Origin of the sequence: Flagellimonas eckloniae, assembly GCF_001413955.1 — a bacterium.
Classification (GTDB): Bacteria; Bacteroidota; Bacteroidia; order Flavobacteriales; family Flavobacteriaceae; genus Flagellimonas; species Flagellimonas eckloniae.
Genome location: NZ_LCTZ01000002.1, coordinates 3,775,723 through 3,795,763 on the forward strand (window position 1 = coordinate 3,775,723; position 20,041 = coordinate 3,795,763).

Consider the following 20,041-nt stretch of genomic DNA (forward strand, 5'->3'; position numbering starts at 1 on the left):
GTAATCTTTACCTATGATTTACAAAGAGATTGAGATTCCTTGTAAAGATAGTTTTGTGCTCAAAGGAACTATATATTCTGCTAAACCTTCTTCAAATAAAAAGAAAGTACTTGTCATTAACTCAGCTACGGCCGTAAGCAAAGATTTGTATAAGAATTATGCCTTATACATGTCAGAGTATGGTTTTGATGTGATTACCTATGACTATCGTGGTATTGCAGCTTCAAGACCCAAAAAACTGAGAGGTTTTCAAGCTTCTTTTTCAATTTGGGGCCAAAAGGATTTCACGGGCGTATTGCAATACGCAAAGCAAAACTATCCAAATTATTCAGTTTTGGTTTTAGGCCATAGTATTGGAGGAACCATAATTGGAATGTCGGAAAATTGCTCATTAATTGATGGAATAGTTAATATTGGTGCCCAGACGGCCTACTACAAAGATTGGGATGTGGAAAAACATAAACTTTATCTTTTGTGGCATGTGGTTTTCCCATCTATCACAAAGGTTTTTGGGTATTTTCCAGGAAAACGGCTTGGTCTTTTAGAAGATGTTCCCAAAGGAGTGATAAAACAGTGGCATGCAAGAAGAAAAATCCATAACATGACAGAGCAGTTGAACAAGAGTGGTCAAAAAGTGTACTATCATGAGTTTTATGGTAAGCTTTTGACCTTGGCAATTGAGGATGATCCAATTGGAACAGAAAAAGCATTAAAAAGAATACATGATGTATTTACTTCTGCTGATAAAAGAATTGAACTTGTAAGGCCCAAAGATATTGGTGCTGAAAAAATAGGTCACTTTGGATTTTTCAGTAGAAGATTTGAAACCACACTTTGGCCTAAAACAGCCTTATATTATGATATGGTTTAAAGGTTGCAGGAAGTCAGTTGGATTACTAGTAGATTAAGTACTTAACTCTAATTTTTTTGAAATCCTCCAAATCCTGTTTCCAAGTTACCTTTATCTCCGATTCTGGTAGCCCCTTTTCAATTTGTTTCTGTAATTCGGATGTTCCCGCATGTTTGGTAAATGATGTAGTAATAAAGAATTTTGATTTATCAGGTGTGTTTTTATAAGCATCGATTAACCAACGCAAAGAAACTGATTGCATTCGTTCAGATTCAGATACATCTCTCCCAAAACAACGTTTGTCTTCTTCCTTCGGATATTTTGACCCGAAATTAGGCTTCGGAACATAACTAAAATCATATTGGGTACTATCCATAAAAGATGCCCCATAGCGCTGAAACTGGAATTCTGTTCCCCGACCGGCATTAACATTCGTACCTTCAAAAAGCCCCAAACTAGGATAAATATTAATAGATATATCATTAGGTAGGTTGGGAGAGGGCCTAATGGGAAGATTGTACGCAGAGTTATGCGTATAATTTTTAAGCGGAAGTACAGTGAGATTCACTTGCTTTCCATTTTCTAACCATTTTTCCTCATTGAGCATTTGTGCATACTCTCCAATAGTCATTCCATATACTAATGGAATCGTGGTCATTCCAAGAAAACCGGTATGCTCTTTTTTCATGGTTGGACCATCCACATAATGCCCATTGGGATTGGGTCTATCCAAAACAATAATCGGAATATCACTTTCTGCACAGGCTTCCATTACCAATTGTAATGTAGCAATATACGTATAGAAACGAACCCCAACATCTTGAATATCAAAAACAACAATATCCAAACCCTTTAATTGCTCGTTGGAAGGTTTTTTGTTTTTTCCATAAAGAGAAGTAATGGGAAGACCTGTTTTAGTGTCAATTCCATCTTTCACCAATTCTCCTGCATCGGCCTTTCCGCGGAATCCATGTTCTGGTGCAAATACCTTCTTGATGTCTATTTTTAGGGTCAATAAAGAATCTACCAGATGTGTATGTCCGGTTTTTTTAAAGATGACGCTGGTTTGGTTGGCTACAATTCCAACTTTTTTTTCTTTAAGAAGTGGTAAATACAGTTCCGTTCTATTTGCTGCTACTTCTATTTTCGGGACAGAATCAATTTCTGCATTTACCGCAATGCGTGCGATTTCCTTTTCTTGCCCCTTGCACGAAGAAAACATTAAAACCAACAATAAAACTGTACTTTTGAAAATAGAAAAAATGGGCATTCGTTGAATTTAGAATTGTTTATTGCCAAACGCCTGATTACAGGGAAGGAGCATAAAATTAGTATTTCCGCACCTATTATAAAAATTGCCATTGCCGCTATCGCCATTGGCATTGTTATGATGCTCATTGCCATTGCCACCGGAGTAGGCCTAAAGCATAAGATTCGAGAAAAAGTGGCCGCTTTTAATGGGCACATCCAAATTTCCAATTTCGACAATAATACTTCCGAAGTATCCGTGAAGCCAGTTTCTATTGAGAAAGACTTTTATCCTGAATTTAAAGATGTTGAAGGCATTTCACATGTGCAGGCCGTGGCCACCAAAGGTGGAATTATTCGAACAGAGGATACATTTGAAGGAATGCTGGCCAAAGGAGTTGGAAAAGACTATAATTGGACGGTTTTTGAAGAATATATTGTTGATGGAAGTTTGCCAGATTATATGGGGAAACTAAATGATGAGGTTTTGATTTCCAAATTGATGGCCAACAGACTTCAACTAAATGTTGGCGATTCCTTTTTTTCCTTTTTCTTAAAAGAAGGAGATGCCTCCAAAGTTCCCAATAATAGAAGGTTTAAGATTGTGGGTATTTACGATAGTGGTTTTGAAGAGTTTGATGCAACCTATGTTTTTGTTGATATTCGACATATACAACGCATGAACAAATGGGCTTCAAATGAAATTGGCAACTTTGAAGTTTTTCTGTCGGATTTCAATCAATTAGAGGAGAAGAGCAACGAGATTTATGGGAAGACGATTTCAAATTTGGATACGCAGAACATTAAGACCAAATACTTCAGAATATTTGAATGGATAGGTCTTTTTGATTTTAACATTGCATTGATCATTGGAATCATGATTATAGTCGGCGGAATCAATATGATTACTGCGCTACTTGTGCTTATCTTGGAGCGAACCCAAATGATAGGAGTTTTAAAAGCTTTGGGTTCGGCCAATTGGAGTATTCGAAAAGTGTTTTTGTATAATGCTGCCTACCTAATCACTATTGGATTATTGTGGGGGAATGCAATTGGTTTGGGATTGCTGTTTCTTCAGAATAAATATAGACTCTTTAAGTTTCCCAATCCAGAAGAATATTATATTGAGTACATCCCCGTGCATATTGATATACCTATGATATTGTTCTTAAACCTAGGGGTACTGGTATTGTGCTTGTTGATGCTTTTGGTGCCTTCTTATATTATCACCAAAATTACACCAGTAAAGGCCATAAAGTTTGAATAAGGTCTTCGCGAAAAACTATCTTTGTTGCAATTATGGACTACGCAAATAACATTTTGGAAACCATTGGAAATACTCCGTTGGTTAAACTCAATAAGCTTACCGAGGATTTGCCATGCTTGGTTTTGGCCAAATATGAAACATTTAACCCCGGGAACTCCGTTAAAGACCGTATGGCACTTCAAATGGTAGAAGACGCGGAAGCCGAAGGCATATTGAAACCGGGAGGGACTATTATTGAAGGTACATCAGGAAATACAGGAATGGGTTTGGCTTTGGCCGCTGTGGTCAAAGGGTATAAGATGATTTGCGTTATCAGTGACAAACAATCCAAGGAAAAGATAGATATCCTTAAAGCTGTAGGCAGTGAAGTACATGTTTGCCCAACAGATGTTGCCCCAGACGACCCAAGAAGTTATTATTCCACTGCAAGAAGATTGGCCACTGAGATTCCAAACTCATGGTATGTAAATCAATATGATAACCCAAGCAATACCAAAGCACACTATTTAAGTACAGGCCCTGAGATATGGGAGCAAACCAACGCTAAAGTGACGCATTTTGTGGTTGGAGTAGGTACGGGGGGTACTATTTCGGGAGTTGGAACTTATCTAAAGGAGCAAAACCCAGATATTAAAGTTTGGGGGATTGATACCTATGGCTCTGTGTTCAAAAAATACCATGAGACAGGCATTTTTGATGAAAATGAAATCTATCCATATGTTACCGAGGGTATTGGAGAAGACATATTGCCCAAAAATGTCAATTTCGATATCATAGACGGGTTTACTAAGGTAACTGACAAAGATGCTGCAGTCTACACGCAACGCTTGGCTAAAGAAGAGGGGATGTTTTTGGGAAATTCAGCCGGTGCAGCCATAAAAGGGTTATTACAGTTGAAGGAACGTTTTACAAAAGATGATGTGGTTGTAGTTTTGTTTCACGATCATGGCAGTCGTTATGTAGGTAAAATGTTTAATGATGATTGGATGCGTGAAAAAGGATATATTGAATAAGTATGGTTAAATTACAAGAAGGAAACGCATCAGTAAAGATTGATCAAGGGGAATTGGTCAGTTTTAAGGTTGATGCACATGAATACATCCATCAAAAAGGAAGTCCGGGTTGGCGCAGTGCGGATACGGAAATGTTTCCTATTATAGGGCCCGTAAACGAAACCGATTATAGAGTGCAAGTTCCCAAAGGAGGCAATGCCATTCAAGATCAACATGGTATTCTTCGTGAATTGCAATATCAATTGGTTTCACAGAATGATACAAACGCCGTTTTTAGAAAGGAATATTCAGCGGGAACAATGATCGCGAATTCCAAGTTCCCTGAAAAGTCAACTAAAAAATGGCAGATTTGGCCGTATTCCTTTAGTTTCCAAAAATCTTTTTCTTTAAATGAAAATAAACTGGAAATCACATTTACGGTTTCTGGCGAACGGGATATGCCTTTTATGCTCGGATATCATCCTGCTTTTAAACTTCATATTGACCAGCCATTAATTGTTTCAGATAATGGGCAGATTACTTTGGATGAGGTGTTGGCTGTAGGCAATAGAGCGTTTCAGGTTGAAAATTGTTCATCAATCACCTTACAGGACAAAAAGGAGCTTACTATAGAAACCGAGGGTTTTGGACATTTCATGTGTTGGACTGAGGTTAGAAACATGGTTTGCATAGAGCCTATTTCTTTTTATCCCTATTCTGTTGCACAACGGGATTTGAATTCAGGTTTTCGGTATCTTAAAGATTCAGAGGAAATTTTTAAAGTAATGCTAAAAGTGTGATTGATTTTTTGAAAAGTTAAAAAAATCATAATTTCTTAACCTTCCGTATCTAATTTCTTACTAATTTAGAGTAACCAGAAGCAAAAAATCACCTTCTTGTTTTTAGTTCGTTCTTTTCCGGTGGAAAAAATAAGAACCTTTTTCTAGGGTTCTGGTGTAGGGGCTTATAAAAACTTCAATCTGCTTGTTATGGATATTATACTTCCTTACGTTTTGGTAGTTGCCCTTATTTTTGTGATTTGGATTGTCTTTATGGTCAAAATGTACCGGAAAATAAAAAAGTAAATTTTCCTTGTGCTTTAAAGAACAAATGATTCCAATTTTGGAAGTAAAGAGGCTACAATACGCTCGGTTTCCAAGGTGTTCTTTTGAGGGACAATGAATGCTTCTATATCTTCAATTGAAGAAACTTTCAGTTCTTGATCTATAAATCCATATCCTCGATATATTCCTTCAGAAATAAGTACAACTGCATTTTCATTCGCATCTCGACCTTTCTCTCTGATAATCCTTACCCCAGATTGCATGTTTTTCATTTCTAGGATAGCAGATTCCACTTTTTGATTGTAGTCAATTACTGATTCTTGGGAAGTACAAATGCCCTCACAAGAGTTTAATTCATGATGTGAACAAGCTGAATTGGTTTGCTGTAAGTGACAATATTTAGGACAAAGGGAGAATCTTCCGCAAACTTCATGCAAATACGTTCTGCAATCGGTCTGATTGTAAAAGACTTTTATGGGATTTGGCACTCCTTTTATGGTATTGTAAGCAAGATGTACAATACCCTTTCTGTCCTCATAGCTAAAAATAGCATATTGTTTTACCACACGCTTTTGAGCACGGTTGTATGAGGGGAAGTGCTTTTTTATTTCAGCTGACTCCATTAGGAGCGCAACAAGTTCACTTCCTGAAAGTTTAAAATCAATATGTGCGGTTTCACGGCACATTTGGGTTTCCTTGGTGCTTTTGTCATAAAAATGGCTTAGTACCCTTTTCTTAAGATTAATGGCCTTTCCCACATAAATAATCTCATCTTTTTGATTCTTGAAATAGTAAATACCAGGCTTGTAGGGAATAGCATCAAAAACCGATTTAGGTAAGTGGGGGGGAAGGGTTGCTTCCTGACTTCGGGCATTCAAAGATTTTTGAATAATGGAATCAGCCTCTGGAGCATTTAGCAGTTTTTGAAAAAGAAGAACTGTAGCATGGGCATCGCCCCTTGCTCTATGCCTGTCAACCAATGGAATTTGAACTGCAGAGCAAAGTTTTCCCAAACTATAGGATTGTAGACCCGGAATAAGTTTACGGGACAATCTGACCGTGCAAAGTTTTTTTCTAGTGAAATCAAGATTTATCCTTCTAAATTCCTCTTTAATTACGCCATAATCAAAGTTTACGGAGTGAGCCACAAAGATGCTATCTTTTGTAATTTCTAAAATTGTGTTGGCAATTTCGCTAAAGACCGGTGCATTTTGTACCATTTGATCATCGATGCCTGTCAGTCCAGTAATAAAATAGGGAATAGGGGAGAGCGGGTTCACCAAAGAGGTAAACTCATCAATAATTTGTTCCCCATCAAACTTGAAAATGGAAATTTCCGTGATTTTGTTGCCCTTGATACCGTTTCCGGTGGTCTCTATATCGATGATAGTGTACACTCCCTAAAATTAGAAATAATCTGAGAACCTTTTAAATTAGTTTTAAGGTTCCATTCGAATTTAAAAAAAGGGAATATCGCAAAGAATTCTCTTTCGGTTCTTACTAAGGTACCGTGTTCACGAACAAGCTGCTTAAAATTACTGTTTTTGTAGAAATTTGCTAAAAATAAGAAACATAATTCCGCAGCAGACCCAAGCAGGTAATGTTAAGAATGAAAGAAAGATGTCAAATTTTAATGATACCAAATAAAAAACCGCAAAACTGATTCCCCAGGCAAGGAAAACGGAAATGTTGAAGTTTATTTTTTTCTTTTCAGCATAAAAGGAAACAACTTTAAAACGGTCTGCAAAGAAGTGCTCAAATACGATTATAGCTCCAACAGGTGCAAGGATAAAACCATAAAGCGATACAAACCCGAGTAATTTCATGGCAAAGGCTGGAAAAATACCGGCAATGGTTGCTATTGAACCTGCAAGAATTGTGACCCAGAAAGTCGATGTTTTCGGCAAGATGGCCTGAAAGGCCAGTCCCGCTCTATAAATTGTTGGGTTTGCCGTCGTCCATCCGGCAAGTATGACGGCAATAATACCGAATATTCCTATTGCATTATAAGCCAAGGGTCCCGGTGCAACTGGAGGAGCCTCTCCGTTGCCTAAAAAGGCCTGTGCTTCTGGTGTTTTTAGATACACTGCATAAAGTAAAGCTGCGGCAATCCAAGCCATATAATGGCCAATGTACATACCAGCGGCAGTGGTCCAACCAGATTTGGCGTTTTTGGCAAATCTAAATACTGAAAGATCAGACATTCCAATATGCATGGCCGCATTGGCAAACCATGACCATAGAACTACATGCCAAAATGTGAATTTTATTTGTCCAGGGAATGGCTCTGAACCTTGCCCCCAAATATCCCAAAAATCCTTAAAAGAGGTTGCCCCTAATTGATTGAGAGCAACAATTCCACATGCTAAAAATGCAAGTACAATTATCGGAGACATCCAATTGGCAGCTTTTGAAACTGTGTCGTAACCCTTTGCCGCTACCAAGGAGATTACCAGTCCTATTGCTATTACAATTATAATCCATGTAATGCCATTGGGCAGTGTATCGGTTAATTTTGGCATTTCCATGTTAAATGGTACGCCAACCGCGGTTGCGGATACGGTAATCATTGCACCCGCCAAAAAACAAAAAAGCACCCCATTGGCAAGGTTATAGCCTGTGACGAGATTTTTACCACATATTTTTTCTAAGTGATAATACAGGGTCAATCTATTTTTTACCGCTATTTCTGCTGTTAGGAACCGCCAGCTCAAAACAGCCATAAGATTTCCAATAAGTAATCCAATAATCAAATCAAAAGCACTGACCCCGGCTGTTAGAAAAAGTGGTCCAATCATGAATTCGGTACCAGCAGCATGTTCGCCGGCGTACATTCCCAAAAAACTTTTCCAGCTTTTCCAATTTGATTTTGGCACTGGCTGCCTTACAAACTCGGTACTAGTAGTTTCGTTTTCTTGTTGTTCAATGTTTGGTGCGCTCATGTTTTGGTTGTTTAGTTTTGGCAATATTTTAGTTGTATTACTCTAGCGGTACTTTCAATTTTCGCATTTTATAATGTGATTTTAGAAAATTTTTCTCGATTTCCTTTTCTGAAATGACCATGGCGGCACCAAGTGCTGATCCAAGAGGAGATTTAGTCGTTCTAACTTTAAGTTCGGGAAAGTTCAAAGCCACCAATTTTATAAAAATGTCATTGTCAACAAAGCCACCATCAATGTAGATTTTTTTAATTTTTGAATTACCTATGGCCAATCTGATGGTCTTCACCTGAATAGTGACCAATTCCAGCATTAATTGATGATAGGCTTCTTCAAAAGAATTAAAAATCGTTAAATCTTGATTTGAAAATTCTGTATGGCTATCAATTCTAATTTCATCAAATTTGAAGAAACGATGTGTTTTTTGTTTTAATTTTTGATAGAGCCCAAAATCAAATTTAATGCGTTTGTGATAGGTCTTGCTTTTATCGAAAATAGCAGCAAGCTTTTTTACCTGAAGGCCATATTCCTTTCCTAAGAAAAAGCGTGTAGCACGGACTGGTTTTCCTTGTACGGTCAAGTAATTTAGACAGTTATTTTCAATATCATTGGAGGACAGTGCATTTACACTGAATGGATTAAGGGTAATGCTCCATGTTCCGGTTGAAATCAATATAAATGGCTTTTTTTCTGATAACATATATGGAATCAGGGCTGCTGAACTGTCGTGTATACCCGTTCCAATTTTTATCTTTTTATCGCCATAATCAAAGCTATAGCTTTTGGTCGCTGGCAAAATATCAGGAAACTTTTTGGTAAGCCCCTCTTCTATTGTCCAATTGTGATACTCTCTTTTTTTATAGTCCCATAAAGCGGTATGACAGCCTATGCTGGTAAATTCGGCGACTGGTTTGCCTGTAAATAAAAATGATAGGTATTGCGGAAAATGTAGCGAATACTTTATGGTTTTAAACAATTCTGGCCTGGTGCGTTTTAACCAATATAATTGCATTCCTGAATTCAACATTCCGGCCTCCGGAGAACCGGTTACCTGGGATATGGTGGTCTGGTCATAATCGGTATCAAACGTATCAGCTATTTTTTCAGGAAGTGGCTTTAGGTAATTGTAGAGCGGAGTGAGCACATTCCCGTCTGCATCTAAATGCACAAAACTTGCCCCATAGGTGGAAAAGTTGATTGCTCGAACATCAAACCGATTGGTTTCCAGTATTTTATCAACAGATGTCTTTAGCCATTTTTGCAGTTTGTTCAAATCTTCGGTAGGAAAACCATCTTCATCTTGAATTTCATCAATTACAAGATACTCTTGATAAACCTTCTTGTAATTTTCATCAAAAAGAAAGAATTTTTTATTGGTCTTACCTATATCAAAAACCGCAATTACCTTTTTCATGATATTAAAGCCCAGATGCTATTGAATCATTACCCCTTTTATTGATAAGGTTTTCACGTACGTTTAAATCTCTGTATACAGCTAAAGGGTCTATAGCTGCATCAGCCTGCAACCTTGATTCTTTTAGTAGAGGACGAACATCAGTTCTGTAGGCATCTTGAAGTATTTCTTGACACTTTACAACGTCATGGTCTTGTTGTGCTGCTCTTAAAGTATCTTGATCTACCAAAAGGGCTTGGGCATAGGCAATGAGTATAGCTTCCAGAGATTGAATGAGATCTTCAAGGGGATCTTTGATATTATGACTGGCATCTATCATCCAGGCTAAATCTGGATTATTTGCATTATTTGCCATTCCATAGACCAACTCATTGAATATTAAAAAGAGTGCATAGGGTTTTATTGCACCTACAGTTAGGTCATCATCACCGTATTTACTGTCATTAAAGTGAAAACCACCCAATTTGCCCTTTAACATTAAAGTAGCTACAATTTGCTCAATATTTGTGTTTGGTAAGTGATGCCCCAGATCAACCAAACAAAAAGCCCTGTCTCCGCAGCTATTTGCAAGCATTAATGAAGTGCCCCAATCTTGTATAACGGTGCTGTAAAAATTGGGCTCGTATGGTTTGTATTCTATAAACATCCTCCAATCCAATGGTAGTTCTTTGTAAATTTCCTTAAGACTATTTTCAGTGTTTTGTAGTGCTTTTTGAAAATTGCTCTGTCCTGGAAAAGTTGCCCCATCTGCCAACCATACCGTAAGACTTTTTGAGCCTAATTTTTCACCAATTTTAGCAACTTCTATATTGTGCTGGATCGCCTGGTTCCTAATGGCATCTTCACTATTGGAAAGTGAACCGAACTTATAGCTCAGCTTGGCATCTTTTTGATCTTGAAAAGTGTTTGAATTAACTGCATCAAAGGTAATATTATGGGAGGCTGCTATTTGCTTTGTAGCATCGTAATCTTCGGGAGTGTCCCATGGAATATGCAATGAAACTGACCCAGCGGTGTTAGTCAGTGCATGTAAAATGCCAATATCATCAAGTTTTTCATGTAGGTTTGAAGGTTCTCCCCCATAAGAGAATCTGCCAAACCTTGTTCCTCCGGCACCCAATGCCCAACTGGGTATGGCTACTTGAAAATCTTTTATTTTTTGAATAATAGCATGGCCATCTATTCCCTTTGAGTTAAGTTGATTTAAAGCAAAATCAAGTTGAACGGTATGCTCAGCTTTTTTACTTTTATTGAGCGATGCAATTTGTTGCTTTTCTATTTTCATATGACCGTTAGATTATCGCACAAAAGCATTTGCCATTCCACCATCAACATTAATAGTGTTTCCTGTGCTTTTATCCAAAATAGCTACTAATGAATATACGCCATTTGCAATATCTTTTGGTAAAATGATTTCATTTAAAAGATTTCTGCTTGCATAATGTTTGGGTAATTCTTCAACGGAAATACCATATGCCTTGGCCCTTCCTTCTGCCCATTCACCTTCCCAAATTTTACTTCCTACAATAACTCCATCCGGGTTTACCGTATTAACCTTTATTTGGTGTTTCCCCAATTCTGCAGCCAATAAACGGGTCATATGTTGCTGGGCGGCCTTAGCAGTTCCATAGGCGACATTGTTGGGACCTGAGACAATGCCATTCTTACTGGCAATATGAATAATGTCTCCTCCCAAGCCTTGTGCCTTTAATATTGAAGCTCCTTTTTTTGCCATTAAAAATTGGCCCTTTACCAAAATATCTTGTAGTAACGTCCAATCATCAGTTGTGGTTTCTTCCAAAGGTTTGGAAATTGCCAATCCAGCAGAATGTACAACAATATCAACCCCACCAAATTCTATACAAGCTTTAGCATAGGCATCTTCAATCGATTCACTTTTGGTTACATCACAGACCGCTGTTGCAGTTTCATCTTTTTTATAGGATTTCTGAGTTTCGGAAAGCACATTGTTGTCCAAATCTGTAAGTACTACATTTGCTCCCTCTGCGACCAGCTTGTCTACAATTGCCTTACCAATACCACCAGTTGCACCTGTTACAATGGCAACTTTTCTTGAAAGTGGCTTTTCCTTTGGCATTCGCTGCAATTTGGCTTCTTCCAACAGCCAATATTCAATGTTAAAAGCTTCCTGTCTTGGAAGTGCGGTATATTTGGAAATGGCCTCTGCCCCTCGCATTACATTAATTGCATTTAAATAAAACTCACTGGCCACACGTGCCGTTTGCTTATTTTTTGCAAAAGTGAACATTCCAATGCCCGGATAAATTATAACCACAGGATTGGCATCTCGCATTGCGGGACTATTCTCATGCTTGCAATTGTCATAATACGCGGCATAGTCAGCCCTGTAATTTTCAAATTGTGGTTTTAGTTTTGCTATGATTTCTTCAGTATTGGAAAAATCTTCATCAGAAGTCAAATTAATTACCAAAGGCATTATTTTTGTTCGAAGAAAGTGATCCGGGCAAGATGTGCCCATTGGAGCCAAGCGCTCCAAATCATTACTGTTGATGAATTCCAAAACTGCTTCCGAGTCGGTAAAATGCCCTATCATCCTATTTTCCTGGGAACACAGTCCTCTTAAAATAGGCGCAATTTGAGCGGCTTGTGAAATCCTTTTTTCTGGAGGAGCAGCTGTAATTTTTTCCCCTCCAAAGACAACACCGTTTGACTTTATTTTGTCCACAATGTAAGCGGATGCTTTTTCAATAACTTCAAGACTGTTTACATAACATTCATAGGAAGTATCTCCCCAGGTAAATAAACCATGGCTCCCCAAGACTATACCTCTAATCCCAGGGTTGTTGTTCAGGCAGTTCTCTAACTGTAAACCCAGATCAAATCCAGGCCTTTGCCATGGAATCCACCCCATGGAATCACCCCATATCTCCTTAGTGATTTGTTCCCCATCTTTGGCGGCAGCAATAGCAATTAAAGCGTCTGGATGCAGATGATCTATATGTTTAAAAGGTAGCAATCCATGCAAAGGGGTATCTATAGAAGGTGCCTTACTATCTAAATCATAGATGCAATGGTTAAACAGGGCAACCATTTCGTCTTCATTTTCTATTCCCCTGTATACTTTCTTTAGGTTTTGTAGTCTTTCTACATAGAGACCTGCAATTCCAGACCTGGTAAGGGTACCAATATCACCCCCAGAGCCCTTGACCCACATTACTTCAACTTTATTTTTTGTTAGAGGGTCTATCTCAAAGGTCTTACAACTGGTATTTCCTCCTCCATAGTTGGTTATCCTTAAATCAGCTCCTAAAATATTGGAACGGTATAGGAACAATTCAACTTCATTTCCTGAAAGTTGATCTGCTTTTTCTTTATCCCATAGATAATCAACATATTGGTATTTCTTCTTTTTTACTTCCATGTTTTGGTTAGGCTACTTAAAAATTATCGTCCTCTTTCTTTACCTTGTATTGAATGCTAATATATAACCCCCATTATAAAACTGTATCCTGTGCTATGCTGTTATTGTTAATTTTGAAAGTATAGTTTTTGGATTTTCAGGCCATCCTTGATAAAAAACTATCAATGTTGACCCAGAATGTTATAATTATAAATTTTTTCTAGGCTCTTTAAGTCGGTCTTAATTCAAAATAGGAATAGACTATCAAAAGGTTACACCAGATATTTTGGTATTTGGGATATCAACTAGATTTGAAAAGGAATTTTTAAAATTGAAAAAATGTTGTTAACCTTACAATCAATCTAAACCTCTGTTTAAATGAATATGTTTAAATATATTCAGATTGATAAAAATTCACGTATCCCCAAGTATCAACAAATAGTGGATTCCATTATTTACAATATTTCCATTGGCAACCTTCAGATTGATGAAAAGATTCCATCAATCAATATGTTTAGTGAGGAATATCTTATTTCTAGGGATACTATTGAAAAAGCCTACAGTATTTTAAAGGAGCGGAAAATTATTTCATCGATTAGGGGCAAAGGATATTATATTGCTCGCACCCAATTGATATCCAAGATAAATATCTTGTTTCTGATAAATAAGCTGAGTACTTACAAAATGAAGATATACAATACCTTCATAAATAACATGGGTGGAAATTCACACACCGACCTTCATATTTATCATTGTGATGAGTCTTTGTTTTTAAACTTAATGGCAAAAAATAATAAATCATATGATTACTATGTAATCATGCCTCATTTTAAAACGAAAGACTTAAAACACATAAGTTACACTGATGAAGTATTGAAAACGATTAACAAAATCCCCAAGGGTAAGCTTATTATCATGGACAATAATAAGCTTGAAATTGATGGAGACATTGTAGAAATCTATCAAGATTTTGAAAATGATATCTATCAAGCATTGAAAGAGGGCCTTTCTAAAATTTCATCATACAAGAAATTGATTATGGTCTATCCCAAAAAATCGATTTACCCCTACCCTAAAAGGGTTTTGATGGGTTTTAAAAAATTCTGTACTGAATTTGATATGGATTTTGAAATTTTGGATGAAATATATGATGATATAATTCTCAAGAGGGGAGACTTGTTCATTACTATTGAAGAATCTGATTTAGTTAATTTAATAAATGAAATAAGGGACGGGGAGCTTCTTATTGGAAAGGATATAGGGGTTATCTCATATAATGACACTCAGTTAAAAGAACTGTTAAGGGTTACCGTAATTTCTACAGATTTTGAAGCAATGGGTGAAACTGCGGCCAGAATGATATTGAACAAGGAGAAAGGTAAAATTAAAAATCCGTTTCACTTTATCGATAGAAAATCTATCTAGTTTTAGCGTTTTTCTTTCTTTTGGTCCAGTTTATTGATTAAAAGATTTCATTTTCCTCTTCGGATAACATTTGTTGAAACTGCTTTTGCATGATATTTAATTTTTTTTGTGGCAAATTCGTTCCCTATTCCAAATATCATCTAAAAAGGGTGGTTCTTGTAACGTTCAAGATCAAAAAAATCATAGTTTTATAAGGAGAACAAAGGGAAATACTTTTAAACAAAGCAGTATGTCAGAAAATAAAAGAAGAAAGTTTTTACAAAGAGCCGTTCTTGGTGGTGGTGCTATTGTGGCCTCACCAACACTTGGATTTTCTGGCGATTATAAATCTACAAACCAACTTAAGCGCGTTTCCAAATCAAAAGTAAATAACGAAGAGCTTTCAATTGCGGTAATTGGGGCAGGGGGAATGGGTTCTGAGAATGTAAATACCATTCTTAAGCATGATGGTGTAAAACTTGTTGCAGTTTGTGATTTGTATCAAGGGAGACTAAAAGCTGCAAGTGAAAAATGGGGAGAAAATCTATTTTTAACGGATAATTATAAAGACGTACTTAAACGAAAGGATATTGATGCTGTTATAATAGGTACTCCTGATCATTGGCACAAACAGATTTCGATAGATGCCCTAAATGCTGGAAAGCATGTTTATTGTGAGAAACCAATGGTACATTCGGTTGAAGAAGGGCATGAGTTGATCAATACGTGGAAACGTTCTGGGAAGGTTTTTATGGTAGGGAGTCAGGGACTTTCTTCTTTAGGTAATGAAAAGGCAAAACAATTATTGGCAGATGGAGCAATTGGTGAACTGAATTATGCTGAAGGTTTTTGGGCACGGCACTCCCCCATTGGAGCGTGGCAGTATACCATTCCAACGGATGCCTCCCAAAAAACTGTAAATTGGAACCAGTTTGTATCAAATACAAAAAGAATACCTTTTGATTCCATTCGATTTTTTAGATGGAGGAATTATTTGGATTACGGTACTGGAATGTCTGGCGATTTGTTCGTGCATCTTTTTTCAAGCCTTCACTTTATTACCAATTCGTTGGGGCCAAATAAAATTAGTGCTATGGGAGGCCTACGGTATTGGAAGGACGGAAGGGAAGTGCCTGATGTTCTTTTGGGAATGTTCCAATATCCAGAGGTCAAGGAACATCCAGGTTTCAATCTTTCCTTGAGATGTAATTTTGTTGATGGCACTAGCGGAACCACATATTTAAAACTTGTTGGTAGCAAGGGTTCCATGGATGTGAAATGGGAAGAAGTGGTGTTAAGAAGGAACGCTACCTCTACAGATGACCCCTTTGAATTGGCCAAAATGAAAGAGGCCGGTATAGAACCAAATGACAGAAAGAAAATGGTCCCTCCAAGTGAAGTGGTCTATAAGGCAGAAAATGGATACAAAGGAGCACATTATGATCATCATGGAAATTTTGTGAATGCAATTAGAAATGGCACATCGGTAGTGGAGGATCCCATATTTGGATTTAGGGCAGCTGCTCCAGCTTTGTTATGCAATGAGAGTTATTTTAAAGATAAATTCATTAAATGGAATCCAATTACAATGGAAGTTGAAGAAGAATGATAATAAAGACAAGATGATTTTGGCTTTAAAAATCAATCATTTAAAATAAAATCAATGAAAAATTCAATTGAAATATGCTTGATTGGTATCTTTTTGCTAACTGGTTGTTTAGAGAAGGTTAAGGAAAAAGAGGTTGTAGCAGAACCACAAACCCAAAACTTGGAAAAGAACAAAGACTGGCTTTATCTATTTGATGGTACAACAACTGAAGGATGGAGAGGTTATAATTCCACAGAACTTCCGGCTAGCTGGATTATTGAAGATGGAGCATTAAAATCACTTGGAAAAGGTGGCGATATTGGAGGGGATATCGTATACAGTTCTCAAGAATTTGAAAACTTTGAACTTTATTTAGAATGGAAAATATCTGAAGGGGGAAATAGTGGTGTTTTTTATCATGTTCAGGAGGGAGAACAATATGAGTCGCCCTATCAGAATGCACCTGAGTATCAATTGATAGATCAGTTGGGATTTCCCCAAAAACTCGAAGATTGGCAGAGCGTTGGAGCGGATTATGGAATGTACATAACAGACAAGGCCAATTTGGTAGTAAAACAAGCTGGAGAATGGAATACCACTAGAATTGTATTTCAACCCAACAAGGTGCGGCATTGGTTGAATGGAAAGAAGGTTATTGAATTCATTCCTTGGTCAGACGATTGGAATATGAAAAAAGAGAAGGGTAAGTGGAAGGACTATCCTGATTATGGGCTTGCAAAAAAGGGATTCATTGGACTTCAGGACCACGGCAGCTTTATTTGGTTTAAAAATATCAGGATAAAGGAATTATAAATCGGAAAAAGGATATGCTTTCTTGAATTGTGATAAGAGATATGGAGAACTATCCATATTTGAACAACCATGTTTTTATTGAAGCCATGGAAATTGCTCCAAAAAGCTGGATTTTTTAAAGACTAATATAATATACCTGAAAACTACAGTAGCGTTTCTCTACCCATAACCCCCATAATTACAAAAATTGTGATAGAGATGGTCAAACAGCAAAAAGCTGCAAATAGGTTGTCGGGTGTGAATTCCTTTTTAATAGTGATAATCAATGCTTTCATGGGAACTTCTTTTGAACAAAGTTGGGAAGATTGGGGGTTTTACCCTTTTGGATTCGTTCAAAGAAAAGAAGATAGGATAAATGGTAAAGAGGACAGGTTTTATCGAAAAATATAGCTTTTCAACCAATTTTTGTGGTCAATAAAGTAAAGTTATGAAGATCGGATACTCTAGAATACTCAAAACATTGTTTTGCGCAACTTCTTGGCATACAATTTAAAACTATAATCAATTCCTCAATAATTTGAGCCTGTCAATTAGCATAAGGAGCTCGTCTAGTTTGTTTTTAGTCATTTGGAAGTACCATGGTTGATGCTCTTCTGCAAGAGATGCTGGCGCCTAATTTTAGAAATATTACCAATAAATTATTTACAACAACAAGAATCCTCTATAGCATATTTATAAACTATAGAGGATTTCATGCTAACTCACAAAAAAACTAACTCAAACTAATTATTTTATTAAATGCTTGGAGCTGGATACGGTTGGTTCCTAACAGGATCGTTCAAACTATGGCCTATGCCGTTGTTAAAAACGTAGTTATAATTTCTCAACCTTTCGTCCTGACTTGTTGCTGTACTTGGCAATGGAGCAGGACTCCTATTAACATCTATACGTAGTCTATTATCGCGTCTTAAAATAATCTTACCTGCATCACCCGGTATCAACGTTTGAAATTCGTAATTCACGTCAAACTCAATAAGAGGGTCGTTTTGGGTTATATAGGTTGTAATAATGTGATATTGTAAAATCAACCTTAAAACATCAATATCTGCCCTGGCCATTACTTGGGCAGGGGTTTCTCCTTCGGCAACCTCTTCAGAGCCTGTTATTAGTTCAATAACATCGCCCCCTCCTTCAAAAGCATTGTTGTTTAACATTAAATATGTTCTACCACTGTTAGGGGTATTGTATTCATCTATCATACCTGCTGCTTCTATGGCGGCAACTAAATAATTATAATTGTCACCATTGAATGTGCCATCTTCATTCAATCCATTGACTTGTGGTAGATTGAAAAATTCCCAAGCTGTAATAGTGTCATATGGATCCGTGAGGTCAACATCAGGCTCAAAAACAAATCTTTCTTGCAGGTCTATATCGCAGCCAAACAAAAACATTGTAAAGCTTGCCAATGCCAAAATCTTTATATTTTTTATGTTTTTCATCATTATCAATTTTGTTTATGTTGTGATTTAGTATCCTGGTGTTTGGCCTAACAATGGATTCTCAACCAAATGGTCATCAAAAATGGGGAACAACAATCGTTCTTGGGTCAAAGGGATACCTCCTGTAAGCGTGTCCAATATTGGGTTCATGACTTCCAAGGCTCTATTGGTTCTCCTAAGATCCCACCATCTTTGTGCTTCACCTACCAACTCAAGGTGACGTTCATCTAGGATAAAGATTTCCCGTTCGTCCATGGTTGCGCCGAATTCTACTGAATCAACAGGTGGTAATTGTCTTGCAGTTCTAAATTCATTTATCAATTCTAATGCCCTTGCATTATTACCAAGTCTATTCTCTACTTCAGCCAAATAAAGTATAATATTGGCATAACGGTACAATACCATATCACTATCGTCCAGCGATTGATTATAATTTACCTTATTATACTTTGCCAATCTTGCATTACCAAGACCTTTACTTTCCAAGTTTACATCATTTTCACGGGATAGGTAATATCTATAGTCCCCGTAGACTGGTGCAATGGAATCTTGTTCCATACCATTTTCATCGGTAAAAACCACTGTCTGGGTAAGTACTGGATCGGTATTTGGGTATTTTGTTACCCAGCCTAAAGAATCGATTGGAAACTTTTCCCTCCATTTATTTTCAAGTGCCGGTGATAGTGTGTAAGAAGGGATACCAGCAAAAAACAAGGCATAAATACCTGCTCTGTTACGATTACCTGACCCTGCATCCTCATTTAAACTGAAACCAATTGACATTATAAGCTCCGGTCCTTCCTGAACCTTCAAAGGTCCCATGCTTTCAGAATCCGGGTCGAAAGGATCTACGTTATCATTAAGGAAAAGGTTTTGCCATGCCTCGGCAGTTGTTACTAGGCTAAACTCATTGCTGTCAACAATCTTTTGTAAAGCTGTACGGGCGTTTGTATCATCACCCAAAAATCCGTATACCTCGGCTTGTAAGGCCCAAATACTGGTCAAAGAAAACCTATATGGTGCGGTAAATAAGTTCATGTTTTGCTCCGCTGCCAACATATCTGGTATAATTACCTCATTAATAATTGTATTGGCATCCGTGCGCGTTTTTTGCAACTCTGGTCCAGCACCCACTACAGGTTCTGTGAAGAGCGGGACAGCTCCCCATACCCTGACAGCTTGAAAATAAGCATATGCTCTCATCGCTTGAGCCTCACCAAGCAAATTGGAGTCAAAGCCATCAATTGTTGGAATATTGGCTATGGCATAATTAGCCCTGTTGATCATGTCATAAAAGTCATTCCATCGTATCACATTTGAATTACCTGAAGTAACGTCATTTGTGGTTAACTCAATATTATCCGCATTAGCGCCATCGTTTCCGTTGATGTAACTGTCTCCCCTGAGCTCCCCCCAATAATAATGCTTCAGCCTAAATGTAGGTTGCATAGCATCATACATTCCAATGATAGCTCCCAAGGCATCATTATTGTTTCTAAAGAAGTTGTTTGGATCAATTTCACTTATTGGCGATTCATCAACCAACTCATTACATGATATAGTACCTACGAATACCATAAGAATGGTAAGTACTAGTGTGATATAGTTTTTTATATTTTGAATTTTCATCGTTGTTGT

Annotated in this window: 16 protein-coding genes; 8 read left to right on the forward strand and 8 right to left on the reverse strand. The window is 37.3% G+C overall.

The window, feature by feature from the left end; translation table 11 throughout:
* The first annotated feature begins 13 nt into the window (after positions 1-13).
* Complete coding sequence (locus tag AAY42_RS16370) at positions 14-871, forward strand: alpha/beta hydrolase family protein (protein ID WP_055397153.1); 858 nt, start codon at positions 14-16, stop codon at positions 869-871.
* A gap of 25 nt (positions 872-896) precedes the next feature.
* On the opposite strand, the gene AAY42_RS16375 is transcribed toward AAY42_RS16370, so the two are convergent.
* Positions 897-2,120 (reverse strand): exo-beta-N-acetylmuramidase NamZ family protein, encoded by a 1,224-nt coding sequence (locus AAY42_RS16375; protein ID WP_055397155.1) that lies wholly within the window; start codon positions 2,118-2,120, stop codon positions 897-899.
* A gap of 3 nt (positions 2,121-2,123) precedes the next feature.
* Here AAY42_RS16375 and AAY42_RS16380 point away from each other — a divergent pair, with 3 nt between their 5' ends.
* The 3 genes from AAY42_RS16380 to AAY42_RS16390 are packed head-to-tail and all read left to right on the forward strand — an operon-like array spanning position 2,124 to position 5,157.
* Positions 2,124-3,365, forward strand: coding sequence for an ABC transporter permease (locus tag AAY42_RS16380; RefSeq protein ID WP_055397156.1), 1,242 nt, complete (start codon positions 2,124-2,126; stop codon positions 3,363-3,365).
* Between the two features lie 32 nt (positions 3,366-3,397).
* Complete coding sequence (locus tag AAY42_RS16385; RefSeq protein WP_055397158.1) at positions 3,398-4,378, forward strand: PLP-dependent cysteine synthase family protein; 981 nt, start codon at positions 3,398-3,400, stop codon at positions 4,376-4,378.
* A 2-nt stretch (positions 4,379-4,380) separates the two neighbouring features.
* Positions 4,381-5,157, forward strand: a complete 777-nt coding sequence (locus tag AAY42_RS16390) for an aldose 1-epimerase (RefSeq protein WP_055397160.1) — start codon at positions 4,381-4,383, stop codon at positions 5,155-5,157.
* A 299-nt stretch (positions 5,158-5,456) separates the two neighbouring features.
* On the opposite strand, the gene AAY42_RS16395 is transcribed toward AAY42_RS16390, so the two are convergent.
* The 5 genes from AAY42_RS16395 to AAY42_RS16415 all read right to left on the reverse strand — a co-directional run bounded on the left by AAY42_RS16395 (position 5,457) and on the right by AAY42_RS16415 (position 13,177).
* Positions 5,457-6,818, reverse strand: a complete 1,362-nt coding sequence (locus AAY42_RS16395; RefSeq protein ID WP_055397162.1) for an exonuclease domain-containing protein — start codon at positions 6,816-6,818, stop codon at positions 5,457-5,459.
* A gap of 138 nt (positions 6,819-6,956) precedes the next feature.
* Positions 6,957-8,363: a purine-cytosine permease family protein gene (locus AAY42_RS16400; RefSeq protein WP_055397164.1), complete on the reverse strand. Its 1,407-nt coding sequence runs from the start codon at positions 8,361-8,363 to the stop codon at positions 6,957-6,959.
* Between the two features lie 37 nt (positions 8,364-8,400).
* Entirely contained in the window at positions 8,401-9,774 is a 1,374-nt protein-coding gene (locus AAY42_RS16405) for an FGGY-family carbohydrate kinase (protein WP_055397166.1), read from the reverse strand.
* Positions 9,775-9,778: 4 nt separating this feature from the next.
* On the reverse strand, positions 9,779-11,059 hold the full coding sequence (locus tag AAY42_RS16410) for a sugar isomerase (protein ID WP_055397168.1): 1,281 nt from the start codon (positions 11,057-11,059) through the stop codon (positions 9,779-9,781).
* 12 nt (positions 11,060-11,071) lie between these two features.
* Positions 11,072-13,177 (reverse strand): bifunctional rhamnulose-1-phosphate aldolase/short-chain dehydrogenase, encoded by a 2,106-nt coding sequence (locus AAY42_RS16415; RefSeq protein ID WP_055397170.1) that lies wholly within the window; start codon positions 13,175-13,177, stop codon positions 11,072-11,074.
* A 363-nt stretch (positions 13,178-13,540) separates the two neighbouring features.
* On the opposite strand from AAY42_RS16415, the gene AAY42_RS16420 reads away from it, so the two are divergent.
* The 4 genes from AAY42_RS16420 (at position 13,541) to AAY42_RS16435 (ending at position 17,351) form a co-directional block, all read left to right on the forward strand.
* Complete coding sequence (locus AAY42_RS16420) at positions 13,541-14,581, forward strand: GntR family transcriptional regulator (protein WP_055398001.1); 1,041 nt, start codon at positions 13,541-13,543, stop codon at positions 14,579-14,581.
* Between the two features lie 229 nt (positions 14,582-14,810).
* Positions 14,811-16,169, forward strand: a complete 1,359-nt coding sequence (locus tag AAY42_RS16425) for a Gfo/Idh/MocA family protein (protein WP_055397172.1) — start codon at positions 14,811-14,813, stop codon at positions 16,167-16,169.
* 54 nt (positions 16,170-16,223) lie between these two features.
* Positions 16,224-16,961 carry a 3-keto-disaccharide hydrolase gene (locus tag AAY42_RS16430; RefSeq protein ID WP_055397174.1) on the forward strand — a complete coding sequence of 246 codons (738 nt, stop codon included), beginning with the start codon at positions 16,224-16,226 and terminating at the stop codon, positions 16,959-16,961.
* A 198-nt stretch (positions 16,962-17,159) separates the two neighbouring features.
* Positions 17,160-17,351 (forward strand): hypothetical protein, encoded by a 192-nt coding sequence (locus AAY42_RS16435; protein WP_055397176.1) that lies wholly within the window; start codon positions 17,160-17,162, stop codon positions 17,349-17,351.
* A gap of 344 nt (positions 17,352-17,695) precedes the next feature.
* Here the strand turns inward: AAY42_RS16435 and AAY42_RS16440 are convergent, their stop codons facing one another.
* Together AAY42_RS16440 and AAY42_RS16445 are read right to left on the reverse strand one after the other, a co-directional pair.
* A complete protein-coding gene (locus tag AAY42_RS16440; protein WP_055397178.1) occupies positions 17,696-18,403 on the reverse strand; it encodes a fasciclin domain-containing protein in 708 nt (235 codons plus the stop codon).
* A gap of 27 nt (positions 18,404-18,430) precedes the next feature.
* Positions 18,431-20,032: a RagB/SusD family nutrient uptake outer membrane protein gene (locus AAY42_RS16445; protein ID WP_055397179.1), complete on the reverse strand. Its 1,602-nt coding sequence runs from the start codon at positions 20,030-20,032 to the stop codon at positions 18,431-18,433.
* Positions 20,033-20,041: the final 9 nt, after the last annotated feature.